Origin of the sequence: Pseudomonas sp. 21615526, from assembly GCF_013386245.1 — a bacterium.
Lineage (GTDB): Bacteria > Pseudomonadota > Gammaproteobacteria > Pseudomonadales > Pseudomonadaceae > Aquipseudomonas.
This window is the reverse complement of record NZ_JACAOM010000035.1, coordinates 1-16,258: the sequence shown is the minus strand read 5'-3', so window position 1 is coordinate 16,258 and position 16,258 is coordinate 1. Positions and strand designations below refer to the sequence as shown.

At 59.9% G+C, this 16,258-nt stretch carries 14 protein-coding genes; 8 read left to right on the top strand and 6 right to left on the bottom strand.

What is annotated here, in order from left to right:
- The first annotated feature begins 114 nt into the window (after nucleotides 1-114).
- The 3 genes from HX786_RS12585 to secB are packed head-to-tail and all read left to right on the top strand — an operon-like array spanning nucleotide 115 to nucleotide 1,312.
- The gene (locus HX786_RS12585; RefSeq protein WP_003218014.1) at nucleotides 115-528 is read left to right on the top strand and encodes a rhodanese-like domain-containing protein; all 414 of its coding nucleotides are present in this window, start codon (nucleotides 115-117) and stop codon (nucleotides 526-528) included.
- A 1-nt stretch (nucleotide 529) separates the two neighbouring features.
- Complete coding sequence (gene grxC, locus HX786_RS12580; protein ID WP_003218011.1) at nucleotides 530-784, top strand: glutaredoxin 3; 255 nt, start codon at nucleotides 530-532, stop codon at nucleotides 782-784.
- 42 nt (nucleotides 785-826) lie between these two features.
- A complete protein-coding gene (secB, locus tag HX786_RS12575) occupies nucleotides 827-1,312 on the top strand; it encodes a protein-export chaperone SecB (protein WP_003218009.1) in 486 nt (161 codons plus the stop codon).
- A 132-nt stretch (nucleotides 1,313-1,444) separates the two neighbouring features.
- Here secB and HX786_RS12570 read toward each other — a convergent pair whose 3' ends face one another.
- On the bottom strand, nucleotides 1,445-1,900 hold the full coding sequence (locus HX786_RS12570) for a tRNA (cytidine(34)-2'-O)-methyltransferase (protein ID WP_003218007.1): 456 nt from the start codon (nucleotides 1,898-1,900) through the stop codon (nucleotides 1,445-1,447).
- Between HX786_RS12570 and HX786_RS12565 the strand changes: the two genes are divergently transcribed.
- Nucleotides 1,899-2,339, top strand: coding sequence for a hypothetical protein (locus HX786_RS12565; protein ID WP_003218005.1), 441 nt, complete (start codon nucleotides 1,899-1,901; stop codon nucleotides 2,337-2,339). The two genes, HX786_RS12570 and HX786_RS12565, sit on opposite strands and share 2 nt — an antisense overlap.
- 624 nt (nucleotides 2,340-2,963) lie before the next feature.
- On the opposite strand, the gene ntrC is transcribed toward HX786_RS12565, so the two are convergent.
- From ntrC to glnA, 4 genes are all read right to left on the bottom strand, one after another.
- Nucleotides 2,964-4,400, bottom strand: coding sequence for a nitrogen regulation protein NR(I) (ntrC, locus tag HX786_RS12560; RefSeq protein WP_003218003.1), 1,437 nt, complete (start codon nucleotides 4,398-4,400; stop codon nucleotides 2,964-2,966).
- Nucleotides 4,397-5,482 (bottom strand): nitrogen regulation protein NR(II), encoded by a 1,086-nt coding sequence (glnL, locus tag HX786_RS12555; RefSeq protein WP_003218001.1) that lies wholly within the window; start codon nucleotides 5,480-5,482, stop codon nucleotides 4,397-4,399. The genes ntrC and glnL overlap by 4 nt, the downstream gene beginning before the upstream one ends.
- Nucleotides 5,483-5,874: 392 nt before the next feature.
- A complete protein-coding gene (locus HX786_RS12550; protein WP_178912157.1) occupies nucleotides 5,875-6,411 on the bottom strand; it encodes a chorismate mutase in 537 nt (178 codons plus the stop codon).
- Between the two features lie 135 nt (nucleotides 6,412-6,546).
- Entirely contained in the window at nucleotides 6,547-7,953 is a 1,407-nt protein-coding gene (gene glnA, locus HX786_RS12545; RefSeq protein WP_003217999.1) for a glutamate--ammonia ligase, read from the bottom strand.
- 333 nt (nucleotides 7,954-8,286) lie between these two features.
- Here glnA and thiI point away from each other — a divergent pair, with 333 nt between their 5' ends.
- Nucleotides 8,287-9,741, top strand: coding sequence for a tRNA uracil 4-sulfurtransferase ThiI (gene thiI, locus HX786_RS12540; protein ID WP_023659343.1), 1,455 nt, complete (start codon nucleotides 8,287-8,289; stop codon nucleotides 9,739-9,741).
- A gap of 139 nt (nucleotides 9,742-9,880) precedes the next feature.
- Complete coding sequence (gene typA, locus HX786_RS12535) at nucleotides 9,881-11,701, top strand: translational GTPase TypA (protein ID WP_003217997.1); 1,821 nt, start codon at nucleotides 9,881-9,883, stop codon at nucleotides 11,699-11,701.
- Nucleotides 11,702-11,850: 149 nt separating this feature from the next.
- On the opposite strand, the gene HX786_RS12530 is transcribed toward typA, so the two are convergent.
- Nucleotides 11,851-12,285 (bottom strand): YkgJ family cysteine cluster protein, encoded by a 435-nt coding sequence (locus HX786_RS12530; RefSeq protein ID WP_178912156.1) that lies wholly within the window; start codon nucleotides 12,283-12,285, stop codon nucleotides 11,851-11,853.
- Nucleotides 12,286-12,520: 235 nt separating this feature from the next.
- Between HX786_RS12530 and HX786_RS12525 the strand changes: the two genes are divergently transcribed.
- Both HX786_RS12525 and HX786_RS12520 read left to right on the top strand, forming a co-directional pair.
- Nucleotides 12,521-14,962, top strand: a complete 2,442-nt coding sequence (locus tag HX786_RS12525) for a glycogen/starch/alpha-glucan phosphorylase (RefSeq protein ID WP_178912155.1) — start codon at nucleotides 12,521-12,523, stop codon at nucleotides 14,960-14,962.
- 106 nt (nucleotides 14,963-15,068) lie between these two features.
- Nucleotides 15,069-16,258 (top strand): DUF2339 domain-containing protein (locus HX786_RS12520; protein WP_178912154.1); only part of this gene is annotated, 1,190 nt, incomplete at its 3' end.

Genomic DNA, 16,258 nt, shown 5'->3' with positions numbered 1-16,258 from the left:
AAAGGGAGTGGCAGTTTAAAGCGAAGTTCCGACCACGTCACCGCTTTACGGGGGTTGGCCGACCATGACGGCTGTGTATACTTACCGCCATTTTAACGCCCTGGAACCTCCTTGATGGTTGATCACCTGATTGCATTTGCCACTACCCACTATTTGCTCGCTGGTGCGTTCGTCGTACTGCTGGCGCTGCTGATCGCTCACGAATTGAGCCGCGGTGGCCGCAGCCTCAGCACGTCCGAGCTGACCGCCCTGGTCAACAAGGATGAGGCCGTAGTGGTGGACATTCGTCCCGCCAAGGATTTCGCCGCCGGTCACATTGTCGGCGCGCTGAACATTCCCCAGGACAAACTGATTTCGCGCCTGGCCGAGCTGGAAAAGCACAAGGCCAAGACGATTATCCTGGTCGACGCCCAGGGCCAGCACTCCGGCACCCACGCCCGCGAGATGCTGAAAACCGGCTTCAACGCCGCCAAACTGTCGGGTGGTATTTCCAGCTGGCGTGGCGATAACCTGCCGCTGGTGAAGTGATATGAGCCAGGTTGTCGTTTATTCCAGCGATTATTGCCCTTATTGCATGCGGGCCAAGGCCCTGCTTGTGAAAAAGGGCGTTGTCTTCGAAGAGATCAAGGTTGATGGCAAGCCCCAGGTGCGCGCCGAGATGACCAAGAAAGCGGGACGCACGTCCGTGCCGCAGATCTGGATCGGTGACAAGCATGTCGGTGGTTGCGATGACCTGTTCGCACTCGAGCGCGCCGGTAAACTGGATGCGCTGCTTCACGTCTGACTCCTAACCCCTAAAAGACCCCAAGATCACGAAGGATCTGCGATGACTGACCAACAGAACACCGAAGCGGCAGCAGAAGAAGCTCAAGGCCCACAATTTTCCCTGCAGCGTATTTACGTGCGTGACTTGTCGTTCGAAGCGCCGAAAAGCCCGGCCATCTTCCGTCAGGAATGGACCCCGAGCGTTGCGCTGGACCTGAACACTCGTCAGAAGGCACTGGAAGGTGACTTCCACGAGGTCGTGCTGACCCTGTCGGTCACCGTCAAGAACGGCGAAGAAGTGGCCTTCATTGCTGAAGTGCAACAGGCCGGTATCTTCCTGATCCAGGGCCTGGACGAAGCGTCCATGAGCCACACCCTGGGCGCGTTCTGCCCGAACATCCTGTTCCCGTATGCCCGTGAGACCCTGGACAGCCTGGTCACCCGTGGCTCGTTCCCGGCGCTGATGCTGGCTCCGGTGAACTTCGATGCCCTGTATGCGCAAGAGCTGCAGCGCATGCAACAGGAAGGCTCGCCAACGGTTCAGTAAGCTGTTCTGAGCAACGACGCCGATCCAATGTGGGAGCGGGCTTGCTCGCGAATGCGGTACTTCAGTCGATATCTTCGTTGACTGGCACTCCGCTTTCGCGAGCAAGCCCGCTCCCACATTCGTTATGCAGTGTTACTTGAACCCCAGTTGCCGCCAACCTTCGTAAACCGCGACGGCCACGGTGTTGGACAGGTTCAGGCTGCGGCAGCCTTCGCGCATCGGCAACCGCAGGCGGTGGCCGTCTGGCAGGGCGTCCAGCACGTCTGCCGGCAGGCCGCGGCTTTCCGGGCCGAACAGAAAGGCGTCGCCTTCGGCAAAGCTGGCATCATGGAACGGCCGCGAACCCTTGGTGGTAAACGCGAACAACCGTGGGTGGTTCAGGCTTTCCAGGCAGCTGGCAAGGTCGGCGTGGCGTTGCAGGGTGGCGTACTCGTGGTAGTCCAGCCCGGCGCGGCGCAGGCGCTTGTCGTCCATGTCGAAACCCAAGGGCTCGATCAAATGCAGGTGGCAGCCACTGTTGGCGCACAGCCTGATAACGTTGCCGGTATTCGGCGGAATTTCTGGTTGAAAAAGGATGACGTGAAACATGCACGGCTCCGAAGGCAAAGATGCGCTGCATTCTACCCCTGAAGAAGACCCCAGGCCGAAGCTATTGCCACGGGTTTTAGGCTCGTTGGCGATTGTCGGCTTGATGGTAGGCCTGATGATCGGCCGGCTGACCACGCCAGACCCGGTTGAGCTGCAGCAGGTAGAGCCCGCCGCCGATGGCCTGGTGGTGTGGTTCAACAGCGAACCCAAGCTGCACGGCGAGCATATCGACGGCACCGTGGCGCTGCTGTTCGATGCGCTTGGCAAGGCCCAGGGCGGCCAATTGAAGGTCAATGACAAGGATGTGAACTGGCGCGTACGCAAGACCGATGGCGGCTTGCTGCTGAACCTGGTGGCGGCTCGGCCGTTGCGCGGGGAGTGGTCGGGAGAGAAGGCCGATGGACGCTGGCGGGTGGAGATCCATCTCCAGGAGCAATAAAAGAGGGAATCCCCGGCCTGCCTGTACCAAGGTTCCCAAAACGGGCTGGGGCTATGGGCGCGTTGCCTCATAAGCCCCGGGTGTAAAGAAGGGAGTTCCCGGCCTGCCTGTACCAGGGCTCCCAAAACGGGGTGAAGCCAAAGGCTTCGGTGTTAAAGAGGGAATCCCCGGCCTGCCTGTACCGAGGTTCCCGAAACGGGTGTGGGGCGCGACGCAATCCGCATCAAGCACCCCGGGTGTTAAAGAGGGGATTCTCGGCCTGCCTGTACCAAGGTCCCCGAAACTGGGTAGTGACAGGGTTATTGCAGGGCGCGTGCCAGAATTGCGAAGTGGCGCCAAAAAATTTCTTCAGAAAGCGCAAAGCCCCGGAATACGGGGCTTTGGCTTTTTTGGGTTTTAATATTTTCTTAACAAGGCATGGGTTTCAGGCGTTGGATAAGTGCGCGATGCCGGTTCGTGGTGCATTGAAGCGGTGCACAGTGCTGAAACCTTGTGGAGATCCAAATGTGGGAGCGGGCTTGCTCGCGAAGGCGGCGCGTCAGTCGATACGTATGTTGACTGAACCATCGCCTTCGCGAGCGAGCCCGCTCCCACACTGGATCTTCGGTGTACTTGAGGGATCAATCAGCCTTCATCGCCCTCATCATCATCCCCACCGTCAACCTTCATCCCCAGCTCCTTGATCTTGCGTGTCAGCGTATTGCGGCCCCAGCCCAGCAGCACGGCGGCGTCGCGACGACGTCCAGCGGTATGCTTGAGGGCGGTTTCGATCATGATCCGCTCGAAAGCCGGCACAGCGCTGTCCAGCAGGTTCGACTGGCCACGTGCCAGGGCCTGGTCGGCCCATTGGCGCAGCGCCTGCTCCCAGTTGGTCACCGGTGCCGAATCCTGCGGCAGGCTCAGCAGCTCAGGCGGCAGGTCGCTGATATGCACTTCGCGCCCCGAAGCCATCACCGTGATCCAGCGGCAGGTGTTCTCCAGCTGACGCACGTTGCCCGGCCATGGCAGGTTCTTCAGGTATTCCTCGGTCTCGCTTTTCAGCAGCTTCGGCTCGACGGCCAGCTCCTGGGCGGCGCGGCTGAGGAAGTGACGGGCCAGGGTCGGGATGTCCTCGCGACGGTCCGACATCCGTGGGATGTGGATGCGGATCACGTTCAGGCGGTGGAACAAGTCTTCACGGAATTTCCCGGCGTGCACCAGGGTTTCCAGGTTCTGGTGCGTCGCCGCGATGATACGTACGTCGACCTTGACCGGCGTGTGCCCGCCTACCCGATAAAACTCGCCGTCGGCCAGGACCCGCAGCAAGCGCGTCTGGGTGTCGGCCGGCATGTCGCCGATTTCATCGAGGAACAGCGTGCCGCCGTCGGCCTGTTCAAAACGGCCACGGCGCAGGTTGGCCGCACCGGTGAACGCGCCTTTTTCATGGCCGAACAGTTCCGATTCCATCAAGTCCTTCGGAATCGCCGCCATGTTCAGCGCAATGAACGGCGACGCCGCCCGTGGGCTGTGACGGTGCAGGGCGTGGGCCACCAGCTCTTTACCGGTACCCGACTCGCCATTGATCAGCACGGTGATGTTGGAGTGGCTCAAGCGCCCGATGGCGCGAAACACTTCCTGCATCGCCGGCGCTTCGCCGATGATTTCCGGGGTACGGGTCAGGGCCGGCGGGGCTTCCTGGTTCTGCTGTTCCTGGGCGTGCTGGTTGGCGCGTTTTACCAGCGCCACCGCTTCGTCCACGTCGAACGGTTTTGGCAGGTATTCAAAGGCGCCGCCCTGATAGGACGCGACAGCGCTGTCCAGGTCCGAGTGCGCGGTCATGATGATCACCGGCAGGCGCGGGTGCTGCTCGCGAATCCGCGCCAGCAAGTCCAGGCCGCTGGCGCCGGGCATGCGGATGTCGGAGATGATCACATCGGGCTGCTGGCGAGCCAGGCGGCTCATCACCCCGTCGGCGCTGTCGAAGCTCTGGGTGGTCATGCCTTCCTGTTGCAAGGCTTTCTCCAGGACCCAGCGGATAGAACGGTCGTCATCGACGATCCAGACAGTTTCACTACGGCTCATGTCGATGGGGCTCCTTGTTCCAGTGGCAGAAAGATCGAGAAGGTGGTGTGACCGGGATGGCTCTCACATTCGATCAAACCCTGGTGCTGGCTGATGATGTTCTGGGTAATGGCCAGGCCGAGCCCGGTACCGTCCGGGCGGCCGCTGACCATTGGGAAAAAGATGGTTTCCTGCAGTTCTGCAGGGATGCCGGGGCCGTTGTCGATGATCTCGACCTTGGTTACCAGGCGATGGCGCACGTGGCCAATGGTGAACTGGCGCAGGGCACGGGTGCGCAGGCTGATGCGGCCCAGGCGCAGCTCGTTCTGGCTGCTGATGGCCTGCATGGCGTTACGCACGATATTGAGCACCGCCTGGATCATCTGCTCGCGGTCGATCAATACGTCGGGAATGCTCGGGTCGTAGTCGCGCACCAAGGTGATGCAGCCCTGGCTTTCGGCCTCCACCAACTGGCAAACCCGCTCCAGCACTTCGTGCACGTTGGTCATTGCCAGCGACGGCAGCTTGTTGGAGCCGAGCATGCGGTCTACCAGGTTACGCAGGCGGTCGGCTTCCTCGATGATGACGTTGGTGTAGTCCTTGAGGTTTTCGTCCGGCAGCTCGCGGGCCAGCAGCTGTGCGGCACCGCGAATCCCGCCCAGGGGGTTCTTGATCTCATGGGCCAGGCCGCGCACCAGCATCTTGCTGGTTTCCTGCTTGGACAGCTGCGCCTCTTCCTTGGTGATGCGCAGCAGGCGATCGCGGGGATGCACCTCCAGCAGCAACAAGGTGGCGCCGTGGCTGAGGATCGGTGTTACCGCGTAGTCGACGGTGAGGGTCTGGCCGGTGAGGGCGGTGAGCATCGCTTCGCGCTTGGTGAACGGGTGCGCCTGCTCCACGGCCTGGCGCAACGAGCTCAAGGCCTCGGCCGACTCAGTGAACAGCTCACTGATGAATTGCCCATGGCTGCGCTGCCCGCTGATGGCCAGCAGCATCTCCGCCGCCGGGTTCATGTACTCAAGGCGCAGTTCGTCATTGAGCAGAATGGTCGCGGTGGTCAGGTTGTCGAGTAACAGGCGGTGCAGTGCGTCGCTGATGGTCATTAGGACCTCTTTTGGAGCAAGGCGCGGGCTTGAGGCACACGCTGATACAAGGAAAATGCAAAAACCAAACCAAAGCTCCGAAAAGAAGCGTTAAAGCCCTGAAATGGGGGATTAAGGCGCGAAACTGTGGCGTTCTGCCAGCTTGGACGGGAAGTTTCGAACCAAAATGGGTTGCGTAAGTGGGAAGGGTGCAGCGTATCGCACCAATATAGTGCGGTTTTGAAAAGTCTGTTCAGGAAGCTGGTGGCAGCGACTGATTGGCTGAATGGGTCGGATCTAAATTGTGGGAGCGGGCTTGCTCGCGAAGGCGGCGTGTCAGTCATGCATATATCAACTGACACACCGCCTTCGCGAGCAAGCCCGCTCCCACATTTTTGATGGGGTTCGCAATTTTAGATTTTATAGAGGCACAGCTCGGCGGTGGCGCGGATCATTGCCAGCTGGTGCAGCGAGTCTTTGGCAGGTGCGTGATTGGCCTGGGCCAGCCATTGCGGGCATTGCGGGTTGGTGCGCTCCGGGGTGAAGTCCGCCAGCTGTTGCAGCAGGCGTTTTTGCAGCAGGTCCAGTTTAGGGCGGATCTGGCCGACCAGATCCGGGCGTGGGTCATTCGGCGCCTTGCCTTGCAGCTGCCAGTCGGAAAGGTGGGCGTACTGCACCAGTTTGTTCGCCTCGATCTGGGCCGAGAAAAACTGCTCGGCCTGTGCCGGTGCCAGTTTGTAGCTCGGCGCCTGGGCGACGACGCTGGCGATCACGTCCTGCTCCCGTGGGCGGTCTTCGACGGGCTTGTGGCTGTCCCATTTGCTCAGGGCCACCTGGTCGGCAATCGCCAGGCGTTCGGCAATGCTGTCGAGCAGCGGGGCGAGGGTGGGTGGTGCTGCGAATACATTGGCGCTGATGGCCAGCAAGATGAACCCAATTTTGAGTTTCAAGGCAGATCCCTCTTCTGTAGGGGCGAGCTTGCTCGCGAAGGNNGGCAAGCCGGCTGCCACAGGGTTTTGCGGGCAAAAAAAAGACCTCCCGAAGGAGGCCTTTTTCATCACGCCGCGTTACGCAGCGCTACCGGATCAGCAGCTGTAGTACAGCTCGTATTCCAGTGGGTGTACGAAGGTGCGGACCTTGATTTCTTCTTCGCTTTTCAGGGCGATGTAGGCATCGATAAAGTCGTCGCTGAACACGCCGCCTTTGGTCAGGAACGCACGGCCCTTGTCCAGCTCTTCCAGGGCTTCTTTCAGGCTGCCGCATACTTGTGGGATCTCTTTGGCCTCTTCAGGCGGCAGGTCGTACAAGTTTTTGTCGGCGGCGTCGCCAGGGTGGATCTTGTTCTGGATACCGTCCAGGCCGGCCATGACCAGAGCAGCGAAGGCCAGGTACGGGTTGGCTGCCGGATCCGGGAAACGGGCTTCGATACGGCGAGCGCGAGGGCTGGACACGTAAGGAATACGGATCGAAGCGGAACGGTTGCGAGCCGAGTAGGCGAGCATTACCGGAGCTTCGAAACCTGGGACCAGACGCTTGTAGGAGTTGGTCGATGGGTTGGTGAAGCCGTTCAGGGCCTTACCGTGCTTGATGATACCGCCGATGAAGTACAGGGCAGTGTCGGACAGGCCGGCATAACCTTCGCCAGCGAAGGTGTTCTTGCCTTCTTTGGCGATGGACAGGTGAACGTGCATACCCGAACCGTTATCGCCGTACAGAGGCTTAGGCATGAAGGTAGCGGTACGGCCGTAGGCATCAGCCACGTTGTGTACGCAGTACTTCAGGGTCTGAACTTCGTCAGCCTTGGCAACCAGGGTGTTGAACTTCACGCCGATTTCGTTCTGGCCGGCAGTCGCCACTTCGTGGTGGTGAACTTCGATGACCAGGCCCATCTCTTCCATGGCGTTGCACATGGAGGTACGGATTTCGTGGTCGTGGTCGAACGGAGGAACCGGGAAGTAGCCGCCTTTGATACCTGGACGGTGGCCTTTGTTGCCGCCTTCCACGTCCTGGTCGGACATCCACGAACCTTGTTCGGAGAAGATCTTGAACATGGAGCCAGAGATGTCGGACTTGAACTTGACCGAATCAAAGATGAAGAATTCTGGTTCTGGACCCACAAATACGGTGTCGCCGATACCGGTCGACTTCAGGTATTCCTCGGCACGCTTGGCGATCGCACGTGGGTCACGGTCGTAGCCCTGCATGGTCGAAGGCTCGATCACGTCGCAGACGATGATCAGCGTTGGGTCTTCGGTGAACGGGTCGAGTACGGCAGTGCTGTCGTCCGGCATCAGGATCATGTCGGACGCTTCGATGCCTTTCCAGCCGGCAATGGAGGAACCGTCGAACATTTTGCCTTCTTCGAAGAAGGCGTCATCCAGCGCGTCGCGAGCCGGCATGGTCACGTGGTGCTGAGTGCCTTTGGTGTCCGTGAAGCGCAGATCAATCCATTTGACGTCATGATCTTTGATGAGTTGAACCGACTTCGACATAGTGTCCTCCGGGTGGCTTCGGGCTGGGGTAGTGGAGTAGCCCTTAGAATGTGGGTGATGCCGGCGCGAATACTCGACCAAGGCAACCTGCCTCACAAGAGAGCAAATTGCATGCCAGTGCCCCGACATGGGTTTTTTGCCACAAAAACGCCCCTATAAAGGTGCAATCCGCTGAAACGGAAGAAATTGCGCACCGCAATGTAGCGCTTATTTTGGTTTGTGACCCGTTTTGGTGCGCGAAAGGTCAGTTGCATATTAACTGGTTAAACCTTGAGCGATTTCCGCTATAATCCGCGCCCCCCTTTTTCGGCTGGGCCTGCGCGCGCTGTTTTCATGAAATTAATCGTTAAAGTCTTCCCCGAGATCACCATCAAGAGCCGACCGGTACGGATGCGTTTCATCCGTCAATTGGCCAAGAACATCCGTGCCGTGCTCCGCGATCTGGACCCGGCTGTGGTGGTGAATGGTGTGTGGGACAATCTCGAGCTGGAAACCCGCCTCACAGACCCCAAGGCCCTGAAGGACATGACCGAGCGCCTGAGCTGCGTGCCGGGCATCGCGCATTTCCTGCAGGTCGACGAGTACCCGCTGGGCGACTTCGACGACATCACCGAAAAGTGCAAGCAGCACTACGGCGATGTGCTGGCAGGCAAGGTGTTTTCAGTGCGTTGCAAACGCGCCGGCAAGCACCCGTTCAGCTCCATGGATGTCGAGAAATATGTGGGCAGCAAGCTGCGTCGCGAGTGCGGCGCTGCCGGAATTTCCCTGAAAGAGCCGCAAATTGAAGTGCGGATGGAAATTCGCGACCAACGGTTGTTTGTGATCCACAGCCAGCACGACAGCATCGGCGGCTACCCGCTGGGTGCCCTGGAACAGACCCTGGTATTGATGTCCGGCGGTTTCGATTCCACTGTCGCGGCCTACCAGATCATGCGCCGCGGGCTGATGAGCCACTTCTGCTTCTTCAACCTGGGCGGGCGTGCACACGAATTGGGCGTGATGGAAGTCGCGCATTACATCTGGAAGAAGTACGGCAGCTCGCAACGGGTGCTGTTTGTCAGCGTACCGTTCGAGGAAGTCCTGGGAGAAATTCTCGGGAAAGTCGATAACAGTCATATGGGCGTAGTATTGAAGCGTATGATGTTACGCGCTGCGTCCCGAATCGCGGATCGGCTGGAAATCGACGCACTGGTCACCGGTGAAGCGATTTCCCAGGTGTCCAGCCAGACCCTGCCGAACCTGTCGTTGATCGACTCTGTGACCGAGAAGCTGGTACTGCGCCCGCTGATCGCCAGTCACAAGCAAGACATCATCGACCTGGCGACCCAGATCGGCACGGCGGATTTCGCCAAGCACATGCCGGAATATTGCGGGGTCATCTCGGTGAACCCCAAGACCCACGCCAAGCGCAACCGCGTGGAGTACGAAGAACAACAGTTCGATATGGCGGTGCTCGAGCGTGCGCTTGAGAACGCCAAGCTGGTGCCGATCGATCGGGTTATCGACGAATTGGGCCAGGATTTGCAGATCGAAGAAGTCAGCGAGGCTCTGGCCGGTCAGATCATCATCGACATCCGTCACCCGGATGCCGCTGAAGACGAGCCGCTGGAAATTGCTGGCATCGACGTACAAACGCTGCCGTTCTATGCATTGAATGCGCGTTTCAAGGAACTGGATGACAGCCGTCAGTACCTGTTGTATTGCGACAAAGGCGTGATGAGTCGCCTGCATGCCCACCATTTGCTCAGTGAGGGGCATGCCAATGTGCGCGTTTATCGACCGAGCTAAGAGCCCGGGGCTGTTTGCCTGTGGCCTGCGTCACCGGCCCCCCGACTCTGCCGTCAAGCTGTAACGGCAAGGCCTGACTCTACTGTTAATCGCTGCCACGACCTGTCAGCACACCGAATCCTCTGATCGAGATACACAAGTGATCGAAAATCTACGCAACATCGCCATCATTGCTCACGTTGACCATGGTAAGACCACCCTGGTAGACAAACTCTTGCGTCAATCCGGCACCCTGGAGCGCAACGAGCTCAACGACGAGCGCGTGATGGACTCCAACGACCAGGAGAAAGAGCGCGGTATTACCATTCTGGCGAAAAACACCGCCATCAACTGGAACGGCTACCACATCAACATCGTGGATACCCCGGGCCACGCCGACTTCGGCGGCGAAGTTGAACGCGTAATGTCGATGGTTGACTCCGTTCTGCTGCTGGTTGACGCTCAAGACGGCCCTATGCCGCAAACCCGTTTCGTGACCAAGAAGGCTTTCGAAGCCGGCCTGCGTCCGATCGTGTGCATCAACAAGGTTGACCGTCCAGGCGCGCGTCCGGACTGGGTTCTGGACCAGATCTTCGACCTGTTCGACAACCTGGGTGCCACCGAAGAACAGCTGGACTTCAAAGTCGTCTACGCCTCGGCCCTGAACGGCATTGCCGGTCTGGAACACACCGACATGGCTGAAGACATGACCCCGCTGTACCAGTCGATCGTCGACAACGTACCGGCTCCGAAAGTTGACCGTGAAGGCCCGTTCCAGATGCAAATCTCGGCACTGGACTACAACAGCTTCCTGGGTGTTATCGGTGTTGGCCGTATCGCTCGTGGTAGCGTCAAGCCGAACACTCCGGTGGTCGCCATCGGCGCCGACGGCAAGAAGCGCAACGGTCGTATCCTGAAGCTGATGGGTCACCACGGCCTGCACCGCATCGACGTTGAAGAAGCGTTTGCCGGTGACATCGTGTGTGTGAGCGGTATGGACTCGCTGTTCATCTCCGACACCCTGTGCCAGCCGGACAACGTCGAGGCGATGAAGCCTCTGACCGTTGACGAGCCAACCGTTTCCATGACCTTCCAGGTAAACGACTCGCCTTTCTGCGGTAAAGAAGGCAAGTTCGTGACTTCCCGTAACATCAAGGAACGTCTGGACAAAGAGCTGCTGTACAACGTTGCTCTGCGCGTTGAAGAAGGCGACTCGGCTGACAAGTTCAAGGTTTCCGGCCGTGGTGAGCTGCACCTCTCGGTACTGATCGAAACCATGCGTCGCGAAGGCTTCGAAATGGGCGTTGGTCGTCCTGAAGTGATCATCCGTCAGGTTGACGGCGTGAAGCAGGAACCGTTTGAAAACGTCACCATCGACACCCCTGAAGAATCCCAGGGCAAGGTCATGGAAGAGATGGGCCTGCGTAAGGGCGACCTGACCAACATGGTGCCGGATGGCAAAGGCCGTGTGCGTCTGGAATACAACATCCCTGCTCGTGGTCTGATCGGTTTCCGTAACCAGTTCCTGACCCTGACCAACGGTGCTGGCATCCTGACCTCGATCTTCGATCGCTATGACACCATGAAGTCCGGCGACATGTCCGGCCGTCAGAACGGTGTTCTGGTATCGGTAGAAACCGGCAAGGCGCTGACCTACTCCCTGGAAACCCTCCAGGCGCGTGGCAAGCTGTTCGTTGAACACGGTCAAGAGATCTACAACGGTCAAATCGTTGGCCTGAACAGCCGTGACAACGACATGGGCGTCAACCCAACCAAAGGCAAGAAGCTCGACAACATGCGTGCTTCGGGTAAAGACGAAACCATCGCTCTGGTTCCACCTGTTCGCTTCACCCTGGAACAGGCTCTGGAATTCATCCAGGACGACGAGCTGTGCGAAGTTACGCCTAAGTCGATCCGCCTGCGTAAGAAGATCCTGGACGAAGGCGAGCGTACCCGCGCTGCCAAGAAAGCCAAGAACTGAGTTAACTCAGGCTGAATGAAAAACGCCCCCGGTCGAAAGGCCGGGGGCGTTTTTTTATGCCTGCAATATCTGTAGTGACTGTGCGGGCCCCTTCGCGAGCAAGNNGGCTTGCCCGCGAAAGCGGTAGTTCAAGCAATAAAAAATCTGGATCAGAACTTGTCGAGGGTCTTGAACCTGGTCTCGCGCACCACTTCCTTCGGCTTGTACGCGCAATACCCCGGGCGCGGCCCGATTTTCGGGTGATTGCGGCAAGTATCCGGGCGCTTGTCATAAATAGTGCAGAAGCGGCTCTTACGATCCAGGTACAGGCAATCGTTGTTGCTCATGCGCTGCAGGGTGAAGATCTCGGATTTGGCGTTGAAGCGCTCGACGATGCCTTCCTTCTGCAAGCGCTTGGCGATGTTCTTCGGCGGGTCGCCACGCTCGAACTCATCGACGATGCCGATGCGGATCAGGTCCTTGATCTTCACCTCAACCGGCAGGGTGCAGCAGCTCGACACACAGCCGCCACACATATGGCTTGAGTATTTCTGCCAGGTCTCGAGACGGTCGAGTTCCGCGGCGGCGATCAGTAGAGGCTTCATCAGGTTTCCAAGAGGGGTGTTATCCGGCGCGGGATCATACCGGAACTGGTGGTTTTTTGAACAATATCTTCCAGCTTTCAGCTCGAAGGCTGTGCCGGGCCACAAACGGGCACGGCCCCTGCATCAAATTCCCGCAAAGGTGAATGAGTTAAAAAACTGCCGAACCAGAGCGTCTACCGTCTGTCAGACCGTCTAGGCTCTAGCAACTCCTTCTATCTCGCCCGAGGTCGCATTGATGTCTCAGGAACCGCTTGTACGAGAAGCAGAGGTAGCCGCATTTCGCGATGCCGTCTTGACCAAACTTACCTATGCGGTGGGCAAGGACCCCGATCACGCCTTCGACCACGATTGGTTTGAAGCCATCGCACTGGCCGCCCGCGACCATATGGTCGACCACTGGATGGACCACACGCGGCACATCTACCGCAAGGGACAGAAGCGGGTCTATTACCTCTCGCTGGAATTCCTGATCGGCCGTCTGCTCTACGACAGCCTGAGCAACCTTGGCTTGCTGGACGTGGCCCGTGAGGCCATGAGCGAGTTGGGTGTGGACATGGAGCGCATTCGCCTGCTGGAGCCCGACGCGGCCCTGGGCAACGGTGGCCTTGGCCGCCTGGCGGCCTGCTTCATGGAAAGCATGTCGACCCTGGGTATCGCCGGCCATGGCTATGGCATTCGGTATGAGCACGGCCTGTTTCGCCAGGCGATTGTCGATGGCTGGCAGCAGGAGCAAACCGAACGCTGGCTGGATTTCGGCAACCCCTGGGAGTTCGAGCGCGCCGAAGTGATCTACCCGATCGGCTTTGGCGGTGGTGTGGAAACCGTGCTGGACGCGTCCGGCAAGTCGATCCAGGTCTGGTCGCCGAATGAAACCGTACGTGCGGTGGCGTATGACACCCCGGTCGTCGGCTGGCGCGGCGCCAGCGTCAACACATTGCGCCTGTGGCGTGCCCGTGCGGTGGAAGACCTGCACCTGGAACGTTTCAACGCCGGTGACCACTTGGGCGCCGTCGCCGAGGTGGCCCGCGCCGAAAGCATCTCCCGAGTGCTTTACCCGGCCGACAGCACCGAAGCAGGGCAGGAGCTGCGCCTGCGCCAGGAGTACTTCTTCGTCTCCGCCTCGTTGCAGGATCTGCTGCGTCGCCACAAGAACATGCACGGCTCGGTATTGAGCCTGGGCGAGCACGCGGCCATCCAGCTCAACGACACTCACCCCTCGATCGCGGTGGCCGAGTTGATGCGTCAGTTGGTGGACCTGCACGACATCCCGTGGGATGCCGCCTGGGACGTCACCGTCGAAACGCTGTCGTACACCAACCACACCTTGCTCCCCGAGGCGTTGGAAACCTGGCCGGTCGGCCTGATGGAGCGCATGCTGCCGCGGCACATGCAGATCATCTACCTGATCAACGCCCAGCATATCGACTCGCTGCGGGCCAAGGGCATCCATGACTTCGACGTGCTGCGTGCCGTCTCGCTGATCGAAGAAGACAACGGTCGCCGCGTACGCATGGGCAACCTGGCGTTCCTCGGCTCCCACAGTGTCAACGGCGTATCCGGCCTGCACACGCAACTGATGCGCAGCACGGTGTTCTCCGAACTGCACAAGCTCTACCCGGACCGCATCAACAACAAAACCAACGGCATTACCTTCCGCCGCTGGCTGTACCAGGCCAACCCCAAGCTCACGGCGATGCTGGTGGAAGCACTGGGCCCGGACGTGCTGGATAACCCCGAACAGCGCCTGGCAGACCTGGAACCGTTTGCCGAGAAGCAAGCCTTTCGCAAGGCCTTCGCCGAACAGCGCCTGCACAGTAAGCGGGCACTGGCCGACATCATTCACGAGCGCCTGGGGATTTCGGTCAACCCGGCGGCGATGTTCGATGTGCAGGTCAAGCGGATCCACGAGTACAAGCGCCAGCTGCTGAACCTGATGCACACCGTCGCGCTGTACCAGGCGATCCGGGCCGAGCCGGGCACCGACTGGGTGCCGCGGGTGAAGATCTTCGCCGGCAAGGCCGCGGCCAGCTATCACCAGGCCAAGCTGATCATCAAGCTGACCAACGACATCGCCCGTACCGTCAACAACGACCCTACCGTGCGCGGGTTGCTCAAGGTGGTATTCCTGCCCAACTACAACGTCAGCCTGGCGGAAAGCATCATTCCGGCGGCCGACTTGTCGGAGCAGATTTCCACCGCTGGCTTTGAAGCCTCGGGCACCAGCAACATGAAATTCGGCCTCAACGGCGCGCTGACCATCGGCACCATGGACGGCGCCAACGTCGAGATGCACGAGCGCGTGGGTGCCGACCACATGTTCATCTTCGGCCTCAGCGCCCAGCAGGTGGAAGCGCGCAAACACGCGGGCGAGTTCAACGCCGGGCCAGAGATTGCCGCGTCCCATCGCTTGAATGATGTGCTGCAAGCGATTCGTGGCGGGGTGTTCTCACCGGATGATCCGGGCCGTTATGCCGGGTTGGTGGATTCGCTGATCGACTACGACCGCTTCCTGGTCTGTGCCGACTTNNGGGATGCCCAGGCGCGGGTCGAGGCCCATTGGCACGACTCCAAGGAATGGTGGCGTTCGGCGGTGCTCAATACCGCGCGCATGGGCTGGTTCTCGTCGGACCGGACCATCCGCGAATACGCGACGGAAATCTGGAAAGCGTTGGATTAGACACTGCAATAAAAAATGTGGGAGCGGGNNCCGCTCCCACATGGGGTCCGTGTCGATATACTGAGCATCGCCTTTGCCCGCTTCGGGCTGCTTAGGGATATCGACCATGCAATGGATTTTCATGCTGATTGGCCTGGTGCTCGGCTGGACACTCGACGAGTCGTTCAGTGATGCGGGCATTGGAGCGCTGCTCGGTTTGGGCATTGGCCAGGCGATTCGCCTGTCGATGCTCGCCTCGCGTACGGAGGAACAAGGCCGTCAGCTGGAGTCTGCCCGCAACGCCCTGAAAGTGGTCGAGCAACGCCTGGCCTTGCTGGAAAGGCCTGCCGCCGTTGAAACCGCCGGAGCTGTGTTTGTCGAAGAGCCGCTGCCGGTAGCGGCGCCGCCTGAACTCGTCTGGGAATTACCCGCCGAACTGGAACCTGCCTACTCAAGTGTGGTGGCCGAACCCAGCCAGCCATTGCCGGCTGATGTGTGGCGGGCCGAACCGAGCGCGAAAATCCCTGAACAGCCTGCCGCGCCTGCGGTGCCTCGCGGCCCCAACTTTATCGAGCGCGCAATCAGCGGTGCCCGCAACTGGCTGTTCGGTGGCAACACCGTGCTGCGGGTCGGCGTGGTGTTGTTGTTCCTCGGCCTGGCCTTCCTGCTGCGCTATGCCACTGAAGGCATGGTGGTGCCAATCGAGTTGCGTTACGCAGGTGTCGCCGGTTGCGCATTGGCACTGCTGGGCCTGGGTTGGTGGCTGCGGCTGCGCAACAGTAATTACGGGTTGATGCTGCAGGGCACCGGCATTGCGGTGTTGTACCTCACGGTGTTCGCCGCGATGCGCCTGCACCCGCTGCTCGACCCCGGCGCGGCACTCGGCTTGCTGGTGGCGGTCACCGTTTTCTCGGCGATCCTGGCGATTACCCAGGACGCCCTCGGCCTGGCCTGCGCCGCTGCACTCGGCGGTTTTGCGGCACCGATCCTCACGTCCACCGGCGCCGGCAACCATGTGGCGCTGTTCAGCTATTTCGCCCTGCTCAACGCAGGCATTCTCGCCATCGCCTGGTTCAAGGCCTGGCGCCTGCTCAATTTGATCGGTTTTGTCGGCACCTTCGGCATCGGCTTCGCCTGGGGCATGCGCTCCTATACACCGGAGCTGCTGTGGAGCACCGAGCCGTTCCTGATTCTATTTTTCCTGATGTACCTGGGCATCGGCCTGTTGTTCGCCCGGCGCAAGTTGCTGGAGATGCGCGACGCGCCGGACGATGACAGCCGTGGCGCGTTGCTGCGCTGGTCGGCGGCCAAGGGCGA